This window comes from Peristeroidobacter agariperforans (assembly GCF_004138335.1).
GTDB classification, from domain to species: Bacteria; Pseudomonadota; Gammaproteobacteria; order Steroidobacterales; family Steroidobacteraceae; genus Steroidobacter; species Steroidobacter agariperforans.
In genome coordinates this window covers 1,019,744-1,036,277 of record NZ_RYFW01000002.1, presented here as the reverse complement: position 1 = coordinate 1,036,277, position 16,534 = coordinate 1,019,744, and the positions used below count along the sequence as shown (strand labels likewise).

Here is a 16,534-nt window from a genome sequence, read left to right as displayed (position 1 = left end):
GCAACAATCGGAGCGCGGCCGGAGCAACGGTGAAGTATTGAGCGGCTTGCGTGATCTCACGCAAATTCGGAGGGCCAAGCCGTGCTGTCAACGTGGCGCATCTGTTTGCTGCTCGCCCTCGGCCCGTCGACGGTTGAGGTTCCCCGCCTTTACGATCTCACGACCGAAACCAGCATGCCTCACCTGGAGGAAAACCTCCGCTATACCGTCGAGCGCAGTCAGCGCTGCCTGAGTCGCGACGATCTCGCATCGGCGTTTCCGATTCTCCATCACCCGTCGCTCGCCGGCTGCAAGCTGCGCGAGCAGAGCCACGACCAGAGCGCGCTTACCTATCAGCTGGTTTGCGACCGAGCCCCTGGCACTACAGGCCAGGCAACCTGGCATTTGGAAGAACAGATCATCCGAGGCAGGCTCGATGTAAAGCTGGGAGGCAAGAACATGACGTTCTCTCAGCGTGTCACCGGCCGCGTCAGGGGTCAGTGCTAGTACCGTTGAACGACAGCGCGATCTCATCCATTAAGGTCTGTGACCGACGCTTGAGAGACACGCTATGCCGGGCCGGATTGAAGATTATGCACTGATCGGCGACCTCGAAACCGCCGCGCTGGTCGGGCGCGATGGCTCCATCGACTGGTTGTGCTGGCCGCGGTTCGATTCGGATGCCTGCTTCGCCGCGCTGCTCGGCGACGCCGGACACGGTCGCTGGCTGCTGTGCGCAGCGGACTCCGGCGTCAAAGTAACCCGACGCTATCGTGAGAACACGCTGATTCTCGAGACGAGACTGGAGAGCGACGCCGGCGCCGCGACCATCATCGACTTCATGCCGCCACGAGGGAATGCGTCGGATGTCATTCGTCTGGTCATCGGCGAACGCGGCGAGCTCGCGCTCTGCAGTGAGCTGGTGATTCGATTCGGCTATGGGGCCATCGTTCCCTGGGTGACCCACGTCGCGCCCGAGCAATGGCAGGCGATCGCCGGCCCGGACATGCTCCAGTTGCACTCCGACATCCCCATGAAGGGCGAGAATCTAAAAACTGTGTGCCGCTTCACCGTCAAGGCCGGTGAGCGCGTCTCGTTCGTGCTCGCTCATTGTCCCTCGCACCTGCCGCCGCCGAAGAAGCTCGACGTCGATTGCGCGCTGGCCGACACCGAACACTTCTGGCGCGAATGGGTAGCGAAGGGTCAGAAAGCGCAGCACTTGCCCGACGCTGTGACCCGGTCACTCATCACGCTGCGAGCGTTGATCTACGGCCCGACCGGTGGAATCGTCGCCGCGCCGACCACCTCCCTGCCCGAAAAGATCGGTGGCGTACGTAACTGGGACTATCGGCTCTGCTGGCTGCGCGATGCTACGTTGACGCTGCTGGCCTTCATGAATGCCGGTCACTTCGAAGAAGCGGACGCGTGGCGACACTGGCTGTTGCGCGCCATTGCCGGCAGTCCGGACCAGGTGCAGATCATGTATGGCATCGCCGGCGAGCGTCGACTCAGCGAATGGGAAGTACCCTGGCTGCCCGGCTACGAGAACTCGGCGCCCGTGCGGATCGGCAATGCCGCCTACTCGCAGTTACAAATCGACGTGTTCGGCGAAGTCATGGACGCACTCCACCAGGCGCGCAAAGGCGGCATTGCGACCACAGAAACCGGCTGGACTCTGCAGTGCCAGCTGCTATCCCATCTGGCGAAAATTTGGGAGCAGCCGGACTACGGCATTTGGGAAGTGCGTGGACCGCCGCGTCACTTCACCTATTCAAAAGTCATGGCCTGGGTCGCCTTCGATCGCGCGATCAAGGATGCGCAGCGTTACAAGCTCGACGCGCCTCTCGATGAATGGCGCGGGCATCGCGATCGCATTCATCGGCACGTGTGCGAACGAGGATATGACTCGAAGCGCAATTGTTTCGTGCAGTCCTACGGCTCCGCTGCTTTGGATGCAAGCCTGCTGCTGATTGCACAGCTCGGTTTTTTGCCCGCCGACGATGAGCGTTATCTCGGCACGGTGCGGGCCATCGAAGCCGGCCTGCTGAGCGATGGCTTCGTGCACCGATACGACACTGAGATCACGGACGACGGCCTGCCACCCGGCGAAGGTGTGTTTCTGCCTTGCAGCTTCTGGCTCGCCGATGCCTATGTAATGTGCGGGCGACTGGACGAGGCTCAGGCATTGTTCGATCGCTTGCTGGCGCTGAGCAACGATGTCGGCCTGTTGGCGGAAGAGTACGACCCGGCGACGCAGCGTCAGGTAGGCAACTTCCCCCAGGCGTTCTCCCACGTGGCGCTGGTGGCGACGGCCTGCAACCTGGCGCACGCGAAGAAGCCGGCTGAACAACGTTCCGAGCGGTCCTGCCCCCAGGAACGCAGGTGAGTGCGTTGCGCCCGTAGAGCGACGCGATAAGTCGGGCACGTTCGTCGGACTCGCTGCATCTAATGTGTGCACTCCTCTCGTGCACACAGCAGGGAGACCGAAATGAAATTCCCGTCGATGATCCGCGCGGCCATGGCCGCCGTGGGATTCCTGGCAATTGCGACGCAACCTGCCCGCGCCGAGGAAACATCCGACGCTCGTGCGCTGTCTCGCACCGATCTGAAAAATCTCCAGTTCGCGCTCGAACAGATCAAACAGGGCAGACTGACCTTTCGCTATGACACCTTCGGCGACGAGGCTTTCTGGGGCGATGCGTTGCGCTTGCATACGGCCATTGCCGGCAGCGCCAACGGTGGCGTCGGCGCCGGACTGAGCCCAAAGGCGGCGCTTGCGGTCGGGCTGAAGGTCGACGTCGAAGCGCTACCGAGCTCGTTACGCAACGATCTGCAAAAAGGGCGAGTCGATCTCGACTCTCCCGCAACAACGCTGGCGCTGTTGAAGCTCGATGCTGTAGTCGGCGTGCGTGGGATCTTCGACGACAGCGGCCGTCGCCTGCAATCGGTGGGTATTACCTGCGCGCTTTGTCATTCGACGGTGGACAATTCGTTTGCTCCCGGCATCGGCCGGCGCCTGGATGGCTGGGCGGCGCGCGATCTGAATGTCGGCGAGATCATTGCGCTCGCTCCCGACGTGCAGCCGTTCGTGGACCTGCTGCGCATTGCCATTCCATCGATCGACGCCGCGACGGTGCGCACCGTGTTGCGCAGCTGGGGCCCTGGCAAGTTCGATGCTGAGTTGCTGATGGACGGCAAGGCCGTTCGCCCCGATGGCAAACCGGCGGCGACGCTGATACCGCCGGCGTTTGGCCTGGCGGGAGTGAATCTGCACACCTGGACCGGCTGGGGCTCGGTGACCCATTGGAACGGCTTCGTCGCCAACCTGGAGATGCAGGGCCAGGGAACATTCTTCGATCCGCGCCTGAACGATTCGGTGAAGTTTCCTATCGCCGCAGAGGCCGGCTTTGGCGACGTGCGGCGCACGCCGGATCTCATCACGCCGAAGCTCGCGCCGCTGCACTTCTATCAACTCAGCCTCCCTGCACCGCGCCCGCCTCGTGGCAGCTTCGACGCGGCCGCGGCCAATCGTGGCAAAGCACTATTTGAAGACCGAGCCGACTGCGCCCGCTGCCACGTTCCACCGATCTTCACTGAGCCCGGCTGGAACATGCACACGCCCGAGGAGATTGGCATCGACAGCTTCCAGGCCGATCGCTCGCCGGACGAGCGGTATCGCACAGCGCCGTTGAAGGGGCTGTGGACTCATGGCAAAGGTGGCTACTACCACGACGGCCGTTTCGCCACGCTGGAAGACGTGATCGATCACTACGACGATTTGTTTGGCCTGTCGCTCTCCAGCAGCGAGCGCGCGGACCTGGTGCAATATTTGAAGTCGTTGTAAGGCGGCGGGCGCCTGCGAACCGTGAATCTGCTCCGATCTACGACGCGCCGACGAGTCGCCGGCGCGTCCAGCCGCGAGATCAGTGCCAGTTGCTGATCTTCACATCGTTCGGGCTGGGCTGACCCTGGCCCGTTTCGATCAGCGATTTCAGGCTCTGCAGGAACACGCCCCACTTGGTGGAGCAGTGGTACATGAATTCGGCGGGCTCCCGCCAGCCCTCGTGCTTGAACAACACGACGGCGAAATCGTCTTCCTGCTTCAGTTCGAAGCGAACATTTGTCCCGATCCACTCCGCCGGCCCGTCCACCACTTCCCACACTACTCGCGTGTTGGGCCGCAACTCGACGATCTTCATGTTGAAGACGCCAAGCTCGCGGCCGCCATCGGTGAAGCGAAACTTGATCATACCGCCGGCCTTGCGATCGCCGGTCGTCTCGGTGGTCCACCACCCTGCCACCCCTTCGGGCGTCGCGAGCGCCTGATAAACCTTGTCGAGCGACGCCTTCATGCCTACCCGATGCAGAATGTCGAACATGACTTTGCTCCTTGAAACAGTTGAGATCGGACGGAGCACAGTGTGGTCGACAACGCGGTTCGAGCGAGAGTTACAAGTGCGACGCGATTTCGTCCGGCTCGGCCATTCACCGCATTCATAACGCCCGATGCAGGTTCTGCATTGGAGTGGTCCTCGACGCAACGCTAGGCTGCACGTGGTGCAACTACTTCGCGAGGCCACGCATGCGGTTCCTTGCATTCGAGCGTCCAGGCGTTCTGGGATGGCGCGAGACGAGCGCGCCGAAGTTATGTTCGGATCTCGAATCCATCGTTGCGCCGCTGGTCGTCGGGCGATGTGACCTCGATGTGGGATTCGTACGCGGCGTGGCGCCGATTGCCGCGGGCAGCGCACTGGGCCACGAGTGCATCGCCCAAGTGATCGAAGTTGGCGCGCTCGTCAGAGCCGTGAAGCCCGGCGATCTGGTGCTGGTGTCAGCCCAGATTTGCTGTGGCTACTGTCGAAGCTGCAAGCGGGGCCATACGGGTCGGTGCGAATCCGTTCCATTCGCTGCTTCTTACGGCATGGGACGTGCCGGAGACTTCGGTGGCGCGCTCGCCGAGTTGTTACGTGTGCCCTACGCCGACGCCATGCTGGTTCCATTACCGAGCGGGCTCGATCCGGTCGCGGCCATCGGCGCGGCCGACATGGCGCTCGATGCTTGGCGTGCGGTTGGGCCGGCGCTCAACGAGCGACCTGAAGCGGCAGTGCTCGTTGTCGGCGGACTCGCGTCCGTCATCGGTCTCTACGCCGCTGGCATCGCAGTATCGATGGGCGCAAGCGAGGTCGTTTACTGGGACGCCGACGAGCAACGTCGTCGCGTCGCGGCCAGATTGGGCGCGACTGCTTTGGATATGACGAGCACCCCGCCCCGCGCGTTCGGCATCGTCGTCGATGCTGGAGGAACTGTCGATGGACTCCAGCGAGCCCTGGCCGCGGCAGAGCCGGAAGCGCTCTTCACGAGCGTCGTGATCTATTTCGACAACGCGACGCCCCTGCCGCTACGAGATATGTATCTCAAAGGAATCACGCTGCGCACCGGCCGGCCCAATGTCCGGCCGCAGATGGAAAGCGTGCTCCGGCTGTGTCACAGCGGAAGCTTTCGTCCCAGCGACGTGCCGACGACCGTCGTCGACTTCGATCGCGCCGATGAAGCGTGGCTGTCGACGGACTTGCGAGTCGCAGTGACGCGGCTCGCGTCGCGGTCCCAGGCGACGCGAGCCTGATATTACTTACCTCCGCGGTCGTGGAAAGTACAACCGGGCAGCCGGCGGCAATTTCATGTCGGTTCCCAGAAAGAAGCCGGGGTGCGGCGGCTGGTTATAAGCAACGTTCTGCCAGGCCACCGCCAAACGATACGTCGGATCGTGCATGAGCGTGCGCAGCTTATATTCCGTGGGCGCGGTCGTCGTGTAGATGCGCAGCTCGCTGCTGTCTTGCGAGCGCCAGATCGCCTCTTCACGCCAATCGCCGAGAATGTCGGCTTGCAACGCCGGCGTTCCCTTGGTGCCGTTGTTGGAATAAGTACCGGCCGCGACCAGGATGGGCGCCGACACGCTGTTCAAATAGTCCCATTTGTCGATGCGTCCGACACCCGCGCCCGCCACGGAATCGTAGGTGTGATCGAGCAGCTCGCGCGACAGATCGCCATCCCACCAGATGCCGAAGTTGATGGTCGAGGGAACGCCCGTGAGCGGGTCACCCGTCGCGGTGTGTAGTCCGCCGCCAGCGCTGGACCACATTTCCTCACCGGGATGCGTGGGATCGATGTCAGCGGACATTCCGCGCCCCGTGTCCGCCGCCGTGAGCTTGCCCCACAGGATTGCGCCGGTCGCCGCATCCCAGGAGGCGAGTCCGTATGGCGACGTTCTCGACTCCATGACTTTGAACACTTCCAATCCAGGGCGATTGGGATCGAGGTCGCCGACGTGTAACGCATCGCCGTGGCCCAGCGCGGTGTTGTACAGCACCGTGCCGTTATCATCGATGGTCATGGCGCCGAAGACGATCTCGTCCTTGCCATCGCTGTCTACATCGGCCACCGCCAGCTGATGATTGCCTTGCCCGCGATACTCCGCGCCTGAGACGTCCGAGTCGAAGACCCAGCGCTGCGTGAGCTGGCCATGTTTCCAATCCCACGCCACAATAACAGTGCGCGTGTAGTAACCGCGGCTCATGATCAGGCTCGGATGCCGGCCATCGAGATAAGCCACGCCGCCCAGGAACCGATCGACGCGGTTGCCGTAGTTATCCCCCCACGACTCGACCGTACCGCGTGCCGGCACGTAGTCGATGGTCGCCAGCGCTTTGCCAGTGGCGCCATCGAACATCGTCAGATATTCCGGGCCACTGAGCACGTAGCCGGCGGTGTTTCTATAGTCCGCGGCGGGATCGCCGATGACCGTGCCTCGAGCGTCGGTGGAGCCGTCGGCAGTCTTCATCGCGACTTCCGCTTTGCCGTCGCCGTCGAAGTCGTACACCATGAACTGCGTGTAGTGCGCGCCAGCCCGAATGTTTCTTCCCAACGAGATGCGCCAGAGCAGCGTGCCGTCGAGCTTGTAGGCATCGACGAAGACTTCGCCGGTGTAGCCGCTTTGTGAGTTGTCCTTCTGATTCGAAGGATCCCACTTGAGTACGATCTCATATTCACCGTCGCCGTCCAGATCGCCCACGCTCGCATCGTTGGCGCGATAGGTGTACGCCTCGCCTACCGGCGTCACCCCGTCAGCCGGCCGCTGCAACGGAATTGGAAGATAGGAGCCTTCCCAGACTTCGGCGGAGTCCGCCCTGCCGCGCCGTCCTTGTGTCACGGCCTCGAAGAACGCGGCGAGCGGCTGCTCTCGGCCGTCGAACACACGGCGAACTGTGTAAGTCGAACCCGCCGTTCCGGCAGGATCCAGGTAATTCGTCGTCGAGGTCAGCGGCTTGCGATTGAGCTTTCTACCGTTGCGGTAGAGATTGAAGCCCGCGTCGTACGACTCGCTGCCGAGCAATCGCCAGCTGAGAAACACTCCTCCGTCCGTCTGCACCGCCACCAGTCCGCGGTCCAGAAACTCAGCCTGCCTGGCCGGCAACCGACTGGGGCTGTCGGTCTCCGCGCCTGCTTGAACAATCGGCAACAACAGTCCAATACAACCAGCGGCAATCCCCCGCCGCCATCCTTTCAGCTGGTCCATCGAGCACTCCTTTTATATATGAGCGGCTCTCGCCGCCCGGATGACGCCCCCTAATCGGATTTGCCCGAATTTGCTCTTTATTGATTATTTTTGCAACCAGCCGCCGCGCCCGCCAGCGAAATACCGTGCAAGCCCGCCTTGTTTCGAATGGCCGACTCGCTGCGCCGCAACGCCAAGGCGATGTCGCAGACTTGGACACCCATCGATGCGAGCTCGCGCAGACGACGGAGATCGATGGGTGTCCAGGGATTCCGGCGGCGCGCAGGGAGGCCGTGCCGCGAGGAGCGGCACACGGAAAAAGCGAGCGGGCGCATGGGGTTACTTCATGACCGGCATGACGTATTCGGCCATGCTGCGGATTCCTGTTGGCCAGCGAGCGGTCATCGTTTTCATGCGAGTGTAGAAGCGCACGCCGTCCGGACCGTGCACGTGCAGGTCGCCGAACAGGGAGCGTTTCCAGCCGCCGAAGCTGTGAAACGCCATGGGCACCGGGATGGGCACATTGACGCCCACCATGCCTGCCTGCACCTGGTGGCAGAACGTTCGCGCCGCGTCGCCGTCATTGGTGTAGATCGAGGTGCCATTGCCGAACTCGTGTTCCTCGATGAGCTTCAGCGCGCTGGCAAGATCCGGCACACGCACGATGGCGAGCACCGGACCGAAGATCTCTTCCTTATAGACACGCATGTGGGTCTTCACGTGATCCAGCAGGGTCGCGCCGAGGTAGAAACCTTGCTCGTGACCAGGCACGGATCTAGAACGGCCATCGACCACCAGAGTCGCCCCTTCCTGCACACCAATGTCGATGTAGCTGCGCACTCGCTCCAGGTGCTCTCGGGTTACCAGCGGCCCCATCTCGACTTCCTTGTTGGCGCCATTGCCGATCTTGAGCGCGGCAATCATCGGCTTGAGCTCTTCGACCAGTCGATCGCCGGCATCGCCCACCGCGACTGCGACCGAGATCGCCATGCATCGCTCACCCGCCGATCCATACGCCGCGCCCATCAATGCCTGCGCAACGAGTTTTGGGTTCGCATCCGGCATGACGACCATATGATTCTTCGCCCCGCCGAGCGCCTGCACCCGCTTGCCGTGCCGGGCAGCCGTCTCGTAGATGTGTTGGGCGATGGGCGTCGAGCCGACGAAACTCACGGCCGCGATCTCCGGATGACTCAGCAGTGCGTCCACCGATTCGCGATCGCCATTCACGACGTTGAAGGCTCCCGCGGGCAACCCGGCTTCGCTCAACAACTGCGCCAGGCGCAGTGCGCACGACGGATCCTTCTCGGAAGGCTTGAGCACGAACGTGTTGCCGCAGGCCAGCGCGATAGGAAACATCCACAATGGCACCATCGCTGGGAAGTTGAACGGCGTAATGCCTGCACAGACGCCGACAGGCTGGCGCAGCGACCAGCTGTCGATGGCGCGGCCGACATCATCGGAGAATTCGCCCTTGAGCAGATGAGGAATGCCGCAGGCGAACTCCACGACCTCCAGCCCGCGACTCACTTCGCCGCGAGCATCCGATAGCACCTTGCCATGTTCGCTGGTGATGAGGGCCGCAAGCTCGTCGATGTGCGCCTCCATCAACGCTTTGAAGCGGAACATCACTCGCGCACGCTGAACGGGAGGCGTTGCAGCCCACGACGGCAAAGCTTTGCGCGCCGCCGTGATTGCCATCTGCGTTTCCTGCGTGGACGCGAAGCTCACGCGCGCCGCAACCTGGCCTGTCGCAGGGTTGAAAACCTGGCCGAATCGGCCGCTCGCGCCGGCGCGCACATTGCCGTCGACAAAATGACCCAAGGTCCGCAGCCCGTCTGCGGACGTCGCAACTTGCATATTCATGGAGACTCCTGGGAAACGACTACGACGCGACCTGGCGCCGGCGTGCAAACGATTGTTCGAAAGTGACGCGCGACCCGCCGGAGCCGTCGGTGGGTACTTCGATGATCTTCACCGTCGCTTTGTCGCCTTCGATGCTCAGATGCGCGAAGCCCCAGGTCAGTCCCTTGGCGTAGAGAGTGCGCAACTGCGGATAGCTGGCGAGCTGGTTGCGAATGAACGCGCTATTGATCGGGCGCATCTTCGCAGCGCTGCCCGACACGATTTGCGGCAGCGGATCGAGCGCGCCGGCGTCGGTTTGCGAGCAATCGTCGGTGTGCACTTCCATGGTGTGCTCATGACCGGCGAGATAGATGTCCGCATACCGACACAACGTGGGCAGGATGAGCCGGCGCAATGCATGGGCCTGCTCGAATTTGCTGCCCGCCGCGGACCACAGCGGGTGATGTCCGATGACGATTTTCCAATGGGCCTTGGAACTGCGCAGCGAATCTTCGAGCCACGCGACCATGTTGCGCTCGGCGTCGGTCTGCGGGACCGCCCACTTCAACGGCTTCTCGCGTTTCTCACTGCGCACCTCGCTCGCATCGTCCGCGAGCGTCGCCTTGTAAACGGTGGTTGCCGAGAGCAGCACTTCCGTGTCGATTGCAAACACCTCCACGTCGCCATGAGCCGCGGGCGGCTGTACGCGATAAAACAGCCCATCCATATAGAACGGTCGCGTCTGCTCGAGGAACTGGACTTGAGCCATCGCGCCCTCGCGGGAGGTCCGCCAGTCGTGATTGCCCAGCACCGAATAGATGCGGAAGTCGTCGTGCCTGCGACCGAGACCCGCGAACGGCGTCACGAACAGATCACGGAACCGCTGCGTGTCGCGCCCGTCCGCGTTGGCAGTCGCACCATCAGGATAGATGTTATCTCCGAGCATCACCCCGAAGTCGCAGTCCGCCGCGCCGGCGCAGTACGCCTGCATGGCATTCGCAACCGGCTCGAGTCCGCTGGCCGTGATCATGCTGCCGTTACGCGGCAGGCGGTACATGGGCGAGAAAGCGAGCTCGTCGATGGGCCGCTTGTCCTCGATCCAGTCGCGCCGCTCCTTTTCCTTGAAGCTCTCTTCGGTCACGACGATCTCGTAGTCCTCGGCTTCGAGATAGTCGTAGTGATAGCCGCTGTCGCCGAACACCAGTATCGAAACATCGGTCGACGGCTGCGCCGCTTGCTGCTTGGGATTTACGTCGACGGACGTGCAGGAGAGCAGCGTCGCGCTCAGCAGCAGCGCGACCGCCGATAACCCAATCGAGTTCTTCAGAAGCTTCACGAGTACTGTCTCCGGATCAACTCCTCCACGTCCGCGCGCGTACGACGGATCGGCCCTTCCGCTTCGAGCTTCAAGCTGGTCAGCGCCGCGGCCCAGCGGGTCGCCTGCTCCGGTGTCATCTGCAAGCGGCCGGAAAGATAAGAGCCAACGCAGGTGTCACCACGACCGCTGCGCCCCCGCAACTCCTCCGGTCGGAACGGCTGCTCGAAATATTCGCCATTCGCCAGCACGAGCAAACCGTCCTTGTGCGTCAACACGATTTCCTTCGGACCATACGAGGCGAGCTTCCGGGCCGCGACGCGGATGTCCGACTGGCCAGTGAGGAACTCCGCTTCCACCGCGTCGGTCTTGAGCACGTCGACCAGCGCCAGCACTTCCGACATTTCCGGCCACCCTTGGTACGTGAGCTTGCCTTCGGGCGTGACGATGCGAACGAACCCTTGCACATCGACTCCGAGCAAGCGCGCGCGCTCACGAACTGTTTTCACCACCGGCAGCGACACTTCACCGCGAATGGACGCGCTGATGAGTATTGCCTCGGCGCGTACGCTGGCGATGTCCTCGATCTGAAATGGATCGGCGATGTCGGTGACCGTCAGGATGCGCTCGTCGACGTTGGCCGTCGGATACTCCAGCCGCATCACGGTCGACCTGGCCGACTCTCGCACCATCACTTCCACGCCCGCCTCTTTCAACAGTCGAGTGGACTCGATGTCCTCCCTCGCCAGCCGAGTGACGGCGCCGACGCGCTGACCCAGCAAGCGCGCGGCGTGTGCCGAATAGCTGTATCCGCCGCCATGAACCTGGCGAGTGCCGGTGCGCGTGACGATAGTGTCCTTGGTGTATGCGCCGATAGAAACAAAGTCGAACGTGTGCAAGCGAATGTCCCCCCAATGAATCTCAATCGTGCAACTTCACGCGCCACAGACAGGCGGCAAGCAGCATCGACAACAACGACGAGCCGAGCCAGAACCAGATCACCGTGCTGAAGTCATAAGTGCGGACGCCATCGACGACGCTCATGCCGCGCTCGATCAAATGCCCGCTGACGTTTTCCTGGATGGCAGCGCCGAGATAGCTGAAAATGCCGATCAGGCCCATGGCGGCGCCGGCGACCCGTTTCGGACAGATGTCGACCGCGAACAATCCGCCGAGCGCCGTGACCAGCCCGGTCAAGCCAATGCCAAACAGCACCATGCCGAGCATCAGCACGGACGTGTTCGCCGGCCCGAAGAAAATCAACACCAGGCCCGTGAGCTCGACGATGGCGAACACCAGGTTCGTCGGCGGCCTGCGCGCGTGGAAGACCTTATCCGAGATGAATCCGTACGAGATCGCGCCCACCATGCCCGCGATCGTGCTGATCATCAGCAAGGTACCGGCCATGGTCAGCGAATAGCCGCGCGCCTCCTGCAAATACAGCACGCCCCACGAGTTGATGGCGTAGCGCGTGATGTAGATGGTCGAGCTCGCCAGCGCGAGAATCCAGATGGGCGCGATCTTCACGATCGACAGCTGCGTGGCGAAGGTGCTCTGTTGCTGAGCGCTCACCTGGGCATAGTGATCGTTGCGCCAGTCAGCAACGGTCGGCAAACCCAACGTTCGCGGCCGATCCTGCACGAAGCGGTACACCATCGCGGCGATCACGATCCCGATCAGTCCCGGCACCCAGAAGCCCCACCGCCACCCGAGCGTCGCGACCAGCGCGCCCACTACTAGAAACGTCAGCCCCTCGCCGATCGAGTGCGCGGTGCTCCAGATTCCATAGATGCGGCCCCGCTCTCGATTGCTGAACCAGGCGGTGATGCCGACGACGCTGGCTGGCGCTCCAAAGCTCTGGAACCAGCCGTTCAGTCCCCACAGCAGCACCGACACGGCAACAGTGGTGGAGAAGCCCATTCCCACGTTGCACAGCGCGCTCAACAAGAAGCCCAACGCGAGAAATCTTTTGATGTTGGCGTGATCGGCCAGAAAGCCGTTGGTCAGCTTGCCGATGGCATAGGCATAAAAGAGCGCGGAGCCGATCATGCCCAGCTCGGCAGGACCGAACACGCCGGCGTCGATGAGCGGCTTCTTCACGACGCCGAGCGCCAGGCGACACGTATAGATCACACCGTAGCAGAGCGTGATCGCGACCATCACTCGCACGCGGTGATAGCGAAACAGGGCGTCCACCGCGGCGGCATCCTGGAGCACGGGACGATCCGCACCGGTCGCGAAGAACTTCAGCAATGAGCTCAATGCCGAAGCCCTCCCCGCCAATCGCAGACCGTCGATCTCCGGTTCGCCAGCGCTCACGCGCCCCCCTCGTCAATGCCGATGATTGAAATTTGATTTCCATTAGCTTAAAACAATGGAAAAAATATTCCAAGTCCAATTACCGGCATTCCATCAAGAGAGACGCTATGAAATACCCTCCGCTTCTGACCTCCCTCGCGCTTGGCCTGTTGGGGTGGCAGGCGCAATCGTCGACACAACAGAATCCAGCCGTCAGCGTGCCGGTGGACCGAACTACGCAGCCCACCTCGCACAAATTCGCACTCGATGCCGCCGTGTGGCGGGATCCAGCGCGACCCGCGAATAGCTTGTTGATCGTGGCGGCCGGCGAAGGCGGCTTGGAAATTCACGATCTGGCCGGTCAGCGAGTCGCGGCATTCGATCAGGTCGAAGTCGGGTTCGTCGATGTCCCGGATCGAGCGAGCCTGCCGGAGACTCTCAACAAACTCGTGCTGGTCAGCGACCAACGCGCCGGCGCCGTTCGAGCCTTCCGCTTCGATGCAGGGAATCGCAAGTTGAGCGACGTCGCTGCGCAGCCCCTGCCCATCGAGGATGAGATTACCGGCCTGTGCTCCTATGTGAGCCCGCTGACGAACAAGCTCTACGTGTTCGTCTCGACCGGCCAGGGCCAGTTGGAGCAGTGGGAGTTGTTTCCCCAGGCGCAGCAGATTGCCGGTCGTATGGTGCGCAGGATCGCAGCAGGCAAAGGCGTCGGTCATTGCGCAGTCGACGATGCTCGTCGTCGCGTGTACTTCAGCGAAGAATCCGTCGGCGTATGGAGTATCGCAGCGGAACCTGAGGCGGATACGGTACGCGAAGCCGTCGACCTCGTCGCGCCACGCGGCGGACTGAGCGAAGAAGTCAAAGGAGTTGCGGTCCATCGTGCTGCAAACGGCACGACCTTCTTGTTGGCGCGCGATGCGGATGGATTCGTCGCCTATACGTTGCCCAATGGCGAGCCGCGCCGAGTCCAACTGGGCGCGCCCGATCAAATCGGTGACGCCGAAGGATTGACGATTGCCGCCGCGCCGCTCGGAGACGCGTTGCCCGATGGCGTGCTGATCGTTGCCGACGAAGACGCCGGCGACTACAAGCTGGTGTCGTTGAGCGCGCTCGCGAAATCATTGAACCTGCCGACGGCGCAGAGCGGCGCTGCGGCCAGCGAGTTCGTTCCGGGCGCAGTATTGCCGGTTGCGGAGAGCGAGCCGGTGGCCAGCTTCGGCGATGCCGCCGACGATCCGGCGATCTGGGTCGATCGTCAGGATCCCGGCCGCAGCGTCGTCATCGCGACCGACAAAAAACTGGGTCTCAACGTTTATGACCTGGATGGCAAGTTGATTCACAGCGTCCCGGACGGCCGCATGAACAATGTGGACGTGCGTGACGGCTTCACCTTCGGCGGACGCACCATCACGCTCGTGGCCGCAACCAATCGAACGCGCAAATCGATCAGCCTGTATCGCTACGATGCCCAGGCGCGACAACTGCACGCACTGCCCGGCGGCGACCTGGCCACCGGATTCGACGATCCCTACGGCCTGTGTATGTACCGAAGCTCCAAGAATGGCGCCTATTACGTCTTTGCCAATGACAGTGCCGACGGTCGCATTCGCCAATGGCGGATCGCAGCCAGGGCCGGAAAGATCGCCGGCGAGCTGGTGCGTGAAATCGAGGTCGGCTCGCAAGCCGAAGGTTGTGCGGCGGACGACGAGCTGGGCCATTTGTATGTCGCTGAGGAAGACGTGGCTCTATGGAAATATTCCGCCGAGCCGCGGGGCGGCTCGCGTCGCACGTCCATCGACACTGTCGAGAAAGGGCGCCTGAAGGATGACATCGAAGGCCTGTCGATTTACTACGGTGCAAACGGCACCGGTTATCTGGTCGTATCGAATCAGGGTGAAGACAATTACGCGGTGTATCGTCGCGAAGACGGCAACGAATATCTCGGCAAGTTCGCCGTGGTCGCGAACAGCGAGGCGGGGATCGACGGTGCTTCCGAAACCGATGGGCTGGATATCGTGAGCGCGCCGCTGGGCCAGCGCTTTCCGGAGGGCTTGCTGGTCGTGCAGGACGGCCGCAACCTGATGCCGGCCGAACGCCAGAACTTCAAGTACGTGTCATGGCAGGATGCGCTGCGCTCACTGCGCAAGGAATGACAAACAAAAAAGGCGCGCCCTCGCGGGCGCGCCTGACTCGGCCTCGAGCAATCAATCCAGATCGCGAATGTCGTGCTCGTCATCGACGATCAGGTTGAGCTGATCGGCAATGTCCTCCCACTGCACGAACTTGAAATTGGTGTTCTCGATGACCTCGCCTTCCGGATCCAGGATGTCCGGGGTATTGCCGCCATCCATGGCCACGAACAAGCCGTCGTCGAACGCGCCGCCAAAATCGGCGTTGCTGACGCCGATGCCATCGGTTTCCTGCGTGCCGTCGACCATGCCGTCCACGATCGAGAATTTGCCGACGTAGTCGTTGTCTTCGCGGTCATACACCAGATACTCGTTGTTGCCCTGGCTCGAGACGATCACATAACCCTCTTCGTCGTCCGCCTCGTACAAGGTCACGCCTTCGACGTCGCGCGTCAGCCGCCCGCCATAGCCTGGATCCTGCTGCGTCTGGTATTCACATACATATTCCTCTTCCTCCGCATCCCAGGTGCGCGTGTACGGCGTGCCATACGTATCCACTTTGTCGATCAACTGCAGATTTGCGCCGGGATTGTCGATGGTCGTGCGCCACAGTCCGACCGCTTCCTGACCGATGTAAACGTAGCCGCGATCCCGATCGATCACCGTGCCCTCCGCCATCGGCGTCAGCCCGTCCTCGTCCTGGCACGGCACCCACTGCTGCCCGTTCGGCAACGTGAACTGCGATGGCAAGTTGAAACGCACCAACGGCGCGTAACCCACTTTGCCGCCGCCCGCGTCGTACAAACGGAACTTGGCGGCTTGCGAACGATCGTTACGCGTGACGAATGCGACGGTCTGGCCATTCGCCAGCTTCGCGGTGCCGATGCCCATCACCGTCAGTTCGTCATTTACTTCGTCCTGGTCGGCCGCGAAAACGAACGGCAAGCCGGGCTTGGTCACTTCGGTCAGCGGCACGGCCGCATCGGAACCGCTCTTGTTGATCTCGAAAATCGCCAGCCGATCGAAGCCGCGGTCGGTCGCTACCGCCAGATCCACGGTGCGCGAGCCAAGCTTGAACCCGTACACCAGATCGACGTTGTTGAAACGCTGGCGGGGATAGTCGGGATTCGGGTGCGGCAGCCCGGGGATGTGCTGCAACAGCTGGCCCTGCAGGTCGTAAACATCGATGCCGCCTTCCTTCAAGGTGGCGACGACCAGGCTCTTGTGCTGGCGATCCTCGTTGGGATGGACCCAGATCGCCGGATCGTCGGCGTTTGCCAGATGTTCGCCATCGTCATAATCGAGCGACGGCGGAGTCTCACGAACGGCCTGCACTTGCGCCGCCTGCGTGAGCCCTGAAGTGAGCGCGCTGAGTACTGCAAGCGCGAGAACGGAGTGCACTTTCGACATGGA

12 protein-coding genes are annotated in these 16,534 nt (G+C 62.3%); 5 read left to right on the top strand and 7 right to left on the bottom strand.

Annotated elements, in window-relative coordinates; all coding sequences use genetic code 11:
• The first annotated feature begins 81 nt into the window (after positions 1-81).
• From EK373_RS18280 to EK373_RS18270, 3 genes are all read left to right on the top strand, one after another.
• A complete protein-coding gene (locus EK373_RS18280) occupies positions 82-486 on the top strand; it encodes a DUF3617 family protein (protein ID WP_129645154.1) in 405 nt (134 codons plus the stop codon).
• 64 nt (positions 487-550) lie between these two features.
• Positions 551-2,365 carry a glycoside hydrolase family 15 protein gene (locus EK373_RS18275; RefSeq protein ID WP_129645153.1) on the top strand — a complete coding sequence of 605 codons (1,815 nt, stop codon included), beginning with the start codon at positions 551-553 and terminating at the stop codon, positions 2,363-2,365.
• Between the two features lie 102 nt (positions 2,366-2,467).
• Positions 2,468-3,823, top strand: coding sequence for a hypothetical protein (locus EK373_RS18270; protein ID WP_198683417.1), 1,356 nt, complete (start codon positions 2,468-2,470; stop codon positions 3,821-3,823).
• Between the two features lie 79 nt (positions 3,824-3,902).
• Here the strand turns inward: EK373_RS18270 and EK373_RS18265 are convergent, their stop codons facing one another.
• Positions 3,903-4,358, bottom strand: coding sequence for an SRPBCC family protein (locus EK373_RS18265; protein ID WP_129645152.1), 456 nt, complete (start codon positions 4,356-4,358; stop codon positions 3,903-3,905).
• 203 nt (positions 4,359-4,561) lie between these two features.
• On the opposite strand from EK373_RS18265, the gene EK373_RS18260 reads away from it, so the two are divergent.
• The gene (locus EK373_RS18260; protein ID WP_129645151.1) at positions 4,562-5,602 is read left to right on the top strand and encodes an alcohol dehydrogenase catalytic domain-containing protein; all 1,041 of its coding nucleotides are present in this window, start codon (positions 4,562-4,564) and stop codon (positions 5,600-5,602) included.
• A 6-nt stretch (positions 5,603-5,608) separates the two neighbouring features.
• Here the strand turns inward: EK373_RS18260 and EK373_RS18255 are convergent, their stop codons facing one another.
• From EK373_RS18255 to EK373_RS18235, 5 genes are all read right to left on the bottom strand, one after another.
• Positions 5,609-7,552, bottom strand: coding sequence for a rhamnogalacturonan lyase (locus tag EK373_RS18255; protein WP_129645150.1), 1,944 nt, complete (start codon positions 7,550-7,552; stop codon positions 5,609-5,611).
• Between the two features lie 318 nt (positions 7,553-7,870).
• The gene (locus EK373_RS18250; protein WP_269813692.1) at positions 7,871-9,397 is read right to left on the bottom strand and encodes a CoA-acylating methylmalonate-semialdehyde dehydrogenase; all 1,527 of its coding nucleotides are present in this window, start codon (positions 9,395-9,397) and stop codon (positions 7,871-7,873) included.
• Between the two features lie 19 nt (positions 9,398-9,416).
• Positions 9,417-10,712, bottom strand: coding sequence for a metallophosphoesterase (locus EK373_RS18245; protein WP_157994410.1), 1,296 nt, complete (start codon positions 10,710-10,712; stop codon positions 9,417-9,419).
• Positions 10,709-11,590, bottom strand: coding sequence for a PfkB family carbohydrate kinase (locus EK373_RS18240; protein WP_157994409.1), 882 nt, complete (start codon positions 11,588-11,590; stop codon positions 10,709-10,711). The genes EK373_RS18245 and EK373_RS18240 overlap by 4 nt, the downstream gene beginning before the upstream one ends.
• Positions 11,591-11,612: 22 nt before the next feature.
• Positions 11,613-13,010: an MFS transporter gene (locus EK373_RS18235; RefSeq protein ID WP_198683416.1), complete on the bottom strand. Its 1,398-nt coding sequence runs from the start codon at positions 13,008-13,010 to the stop codon at positions 11,613-11,615.
• A 107-nt stretch (positions 13,011-13,117) separates the two neighbouring features.
• On the opposite strand from EK373_RS18235, the gene EK373_RS18230 reads away from it, so the two are divergent.
• Positions 13,118-15,145: a phytase gene (locus EK373_RS18230; protein ID WP_129645147.1), complete on the top strand. Its 2,028-nt coding sequence runs from the start codon at positions 13,118-13,120 to the stop codon at positions 15,143-15,145.
• A gap of 51 nt (positions 15,146-15,196) precedes the next feature.
• Here the strand turns inward: EK373_RS18230 and EK373_RS18225 are convergent, their stop codons facing one another.
• Positions 15,197-16,531, bottom strand: coding sequence for a phytase (locus EK373_RS18225; RefSeq protein WP_198683415.1), 1,335 nt, complete (start codon positions 16,529-16,531; stop codon positions 15,197-15,199).
• Positions 16,532-16,534: the final 3 nt, after the last annotated feature.

Excerpts from the sequence above, each read along its gene's own strand:
- EK373_RS18230 (WP_129645147.1), top strand. The coding sequence starts at position 13,118 with ATGAAATACCCTCCGCTTCTGACCTCCCTCGCGCTTGGCCTGTTGGGG.
- EK373_RS18260 (WP_129645151.1), top strand. The coding sequence starts at position 4,562 with ATGCGGTTCCTTGCATTCGAGCGTCCAGGCGTTCTGGGATGGCGCGAG.
- EK373_RS18270 (WP_198683417.1), top strand. The coding sequence starts at position 2,468 with ATGAAATTCCCGTCGATGATCCGCGCGGCCATGGCCGCCGTGGGATTC.
- EK373_RS18265 (WP_129645152.1), bottom strand. The coding sequence starts at position 4,358 with ATGTTCGACATTCTGCATCGGGTAGGCATGAAGGCGTCGCTCGACAAG.
- EK373_RS18250 (WP_269813692.1), bottom strand. The coding sequence starts at position 9,397 with ATGAATATGCAAGTTGCGACGTCCGCAGACGGGCTGCGGACCTTGGGT.
- EK373_RS18225 (WP_198683415.1), bottom strand. The coding sequence starts at position 16,531 with ATGTCGAAAGTGCACTCCGTTCTCGCGCTTGCAGTACTCAGCGCGCTC.
- EK373_RS18275 (WP_129645153.1), top strand. The coding sequence starts at position 551 with ATGCCGGGCCGGATTGAAGATTATGCACTGATCGGCGACCTCGAAACC.
- EK373_RS18255 (WP_129645150.1), bottom strand. The coding sequence starts at position 7,552 with ATGGACCAGCTGAAAGGATGGCGGCGGGGGATTGCCGCTGGTTGTATT.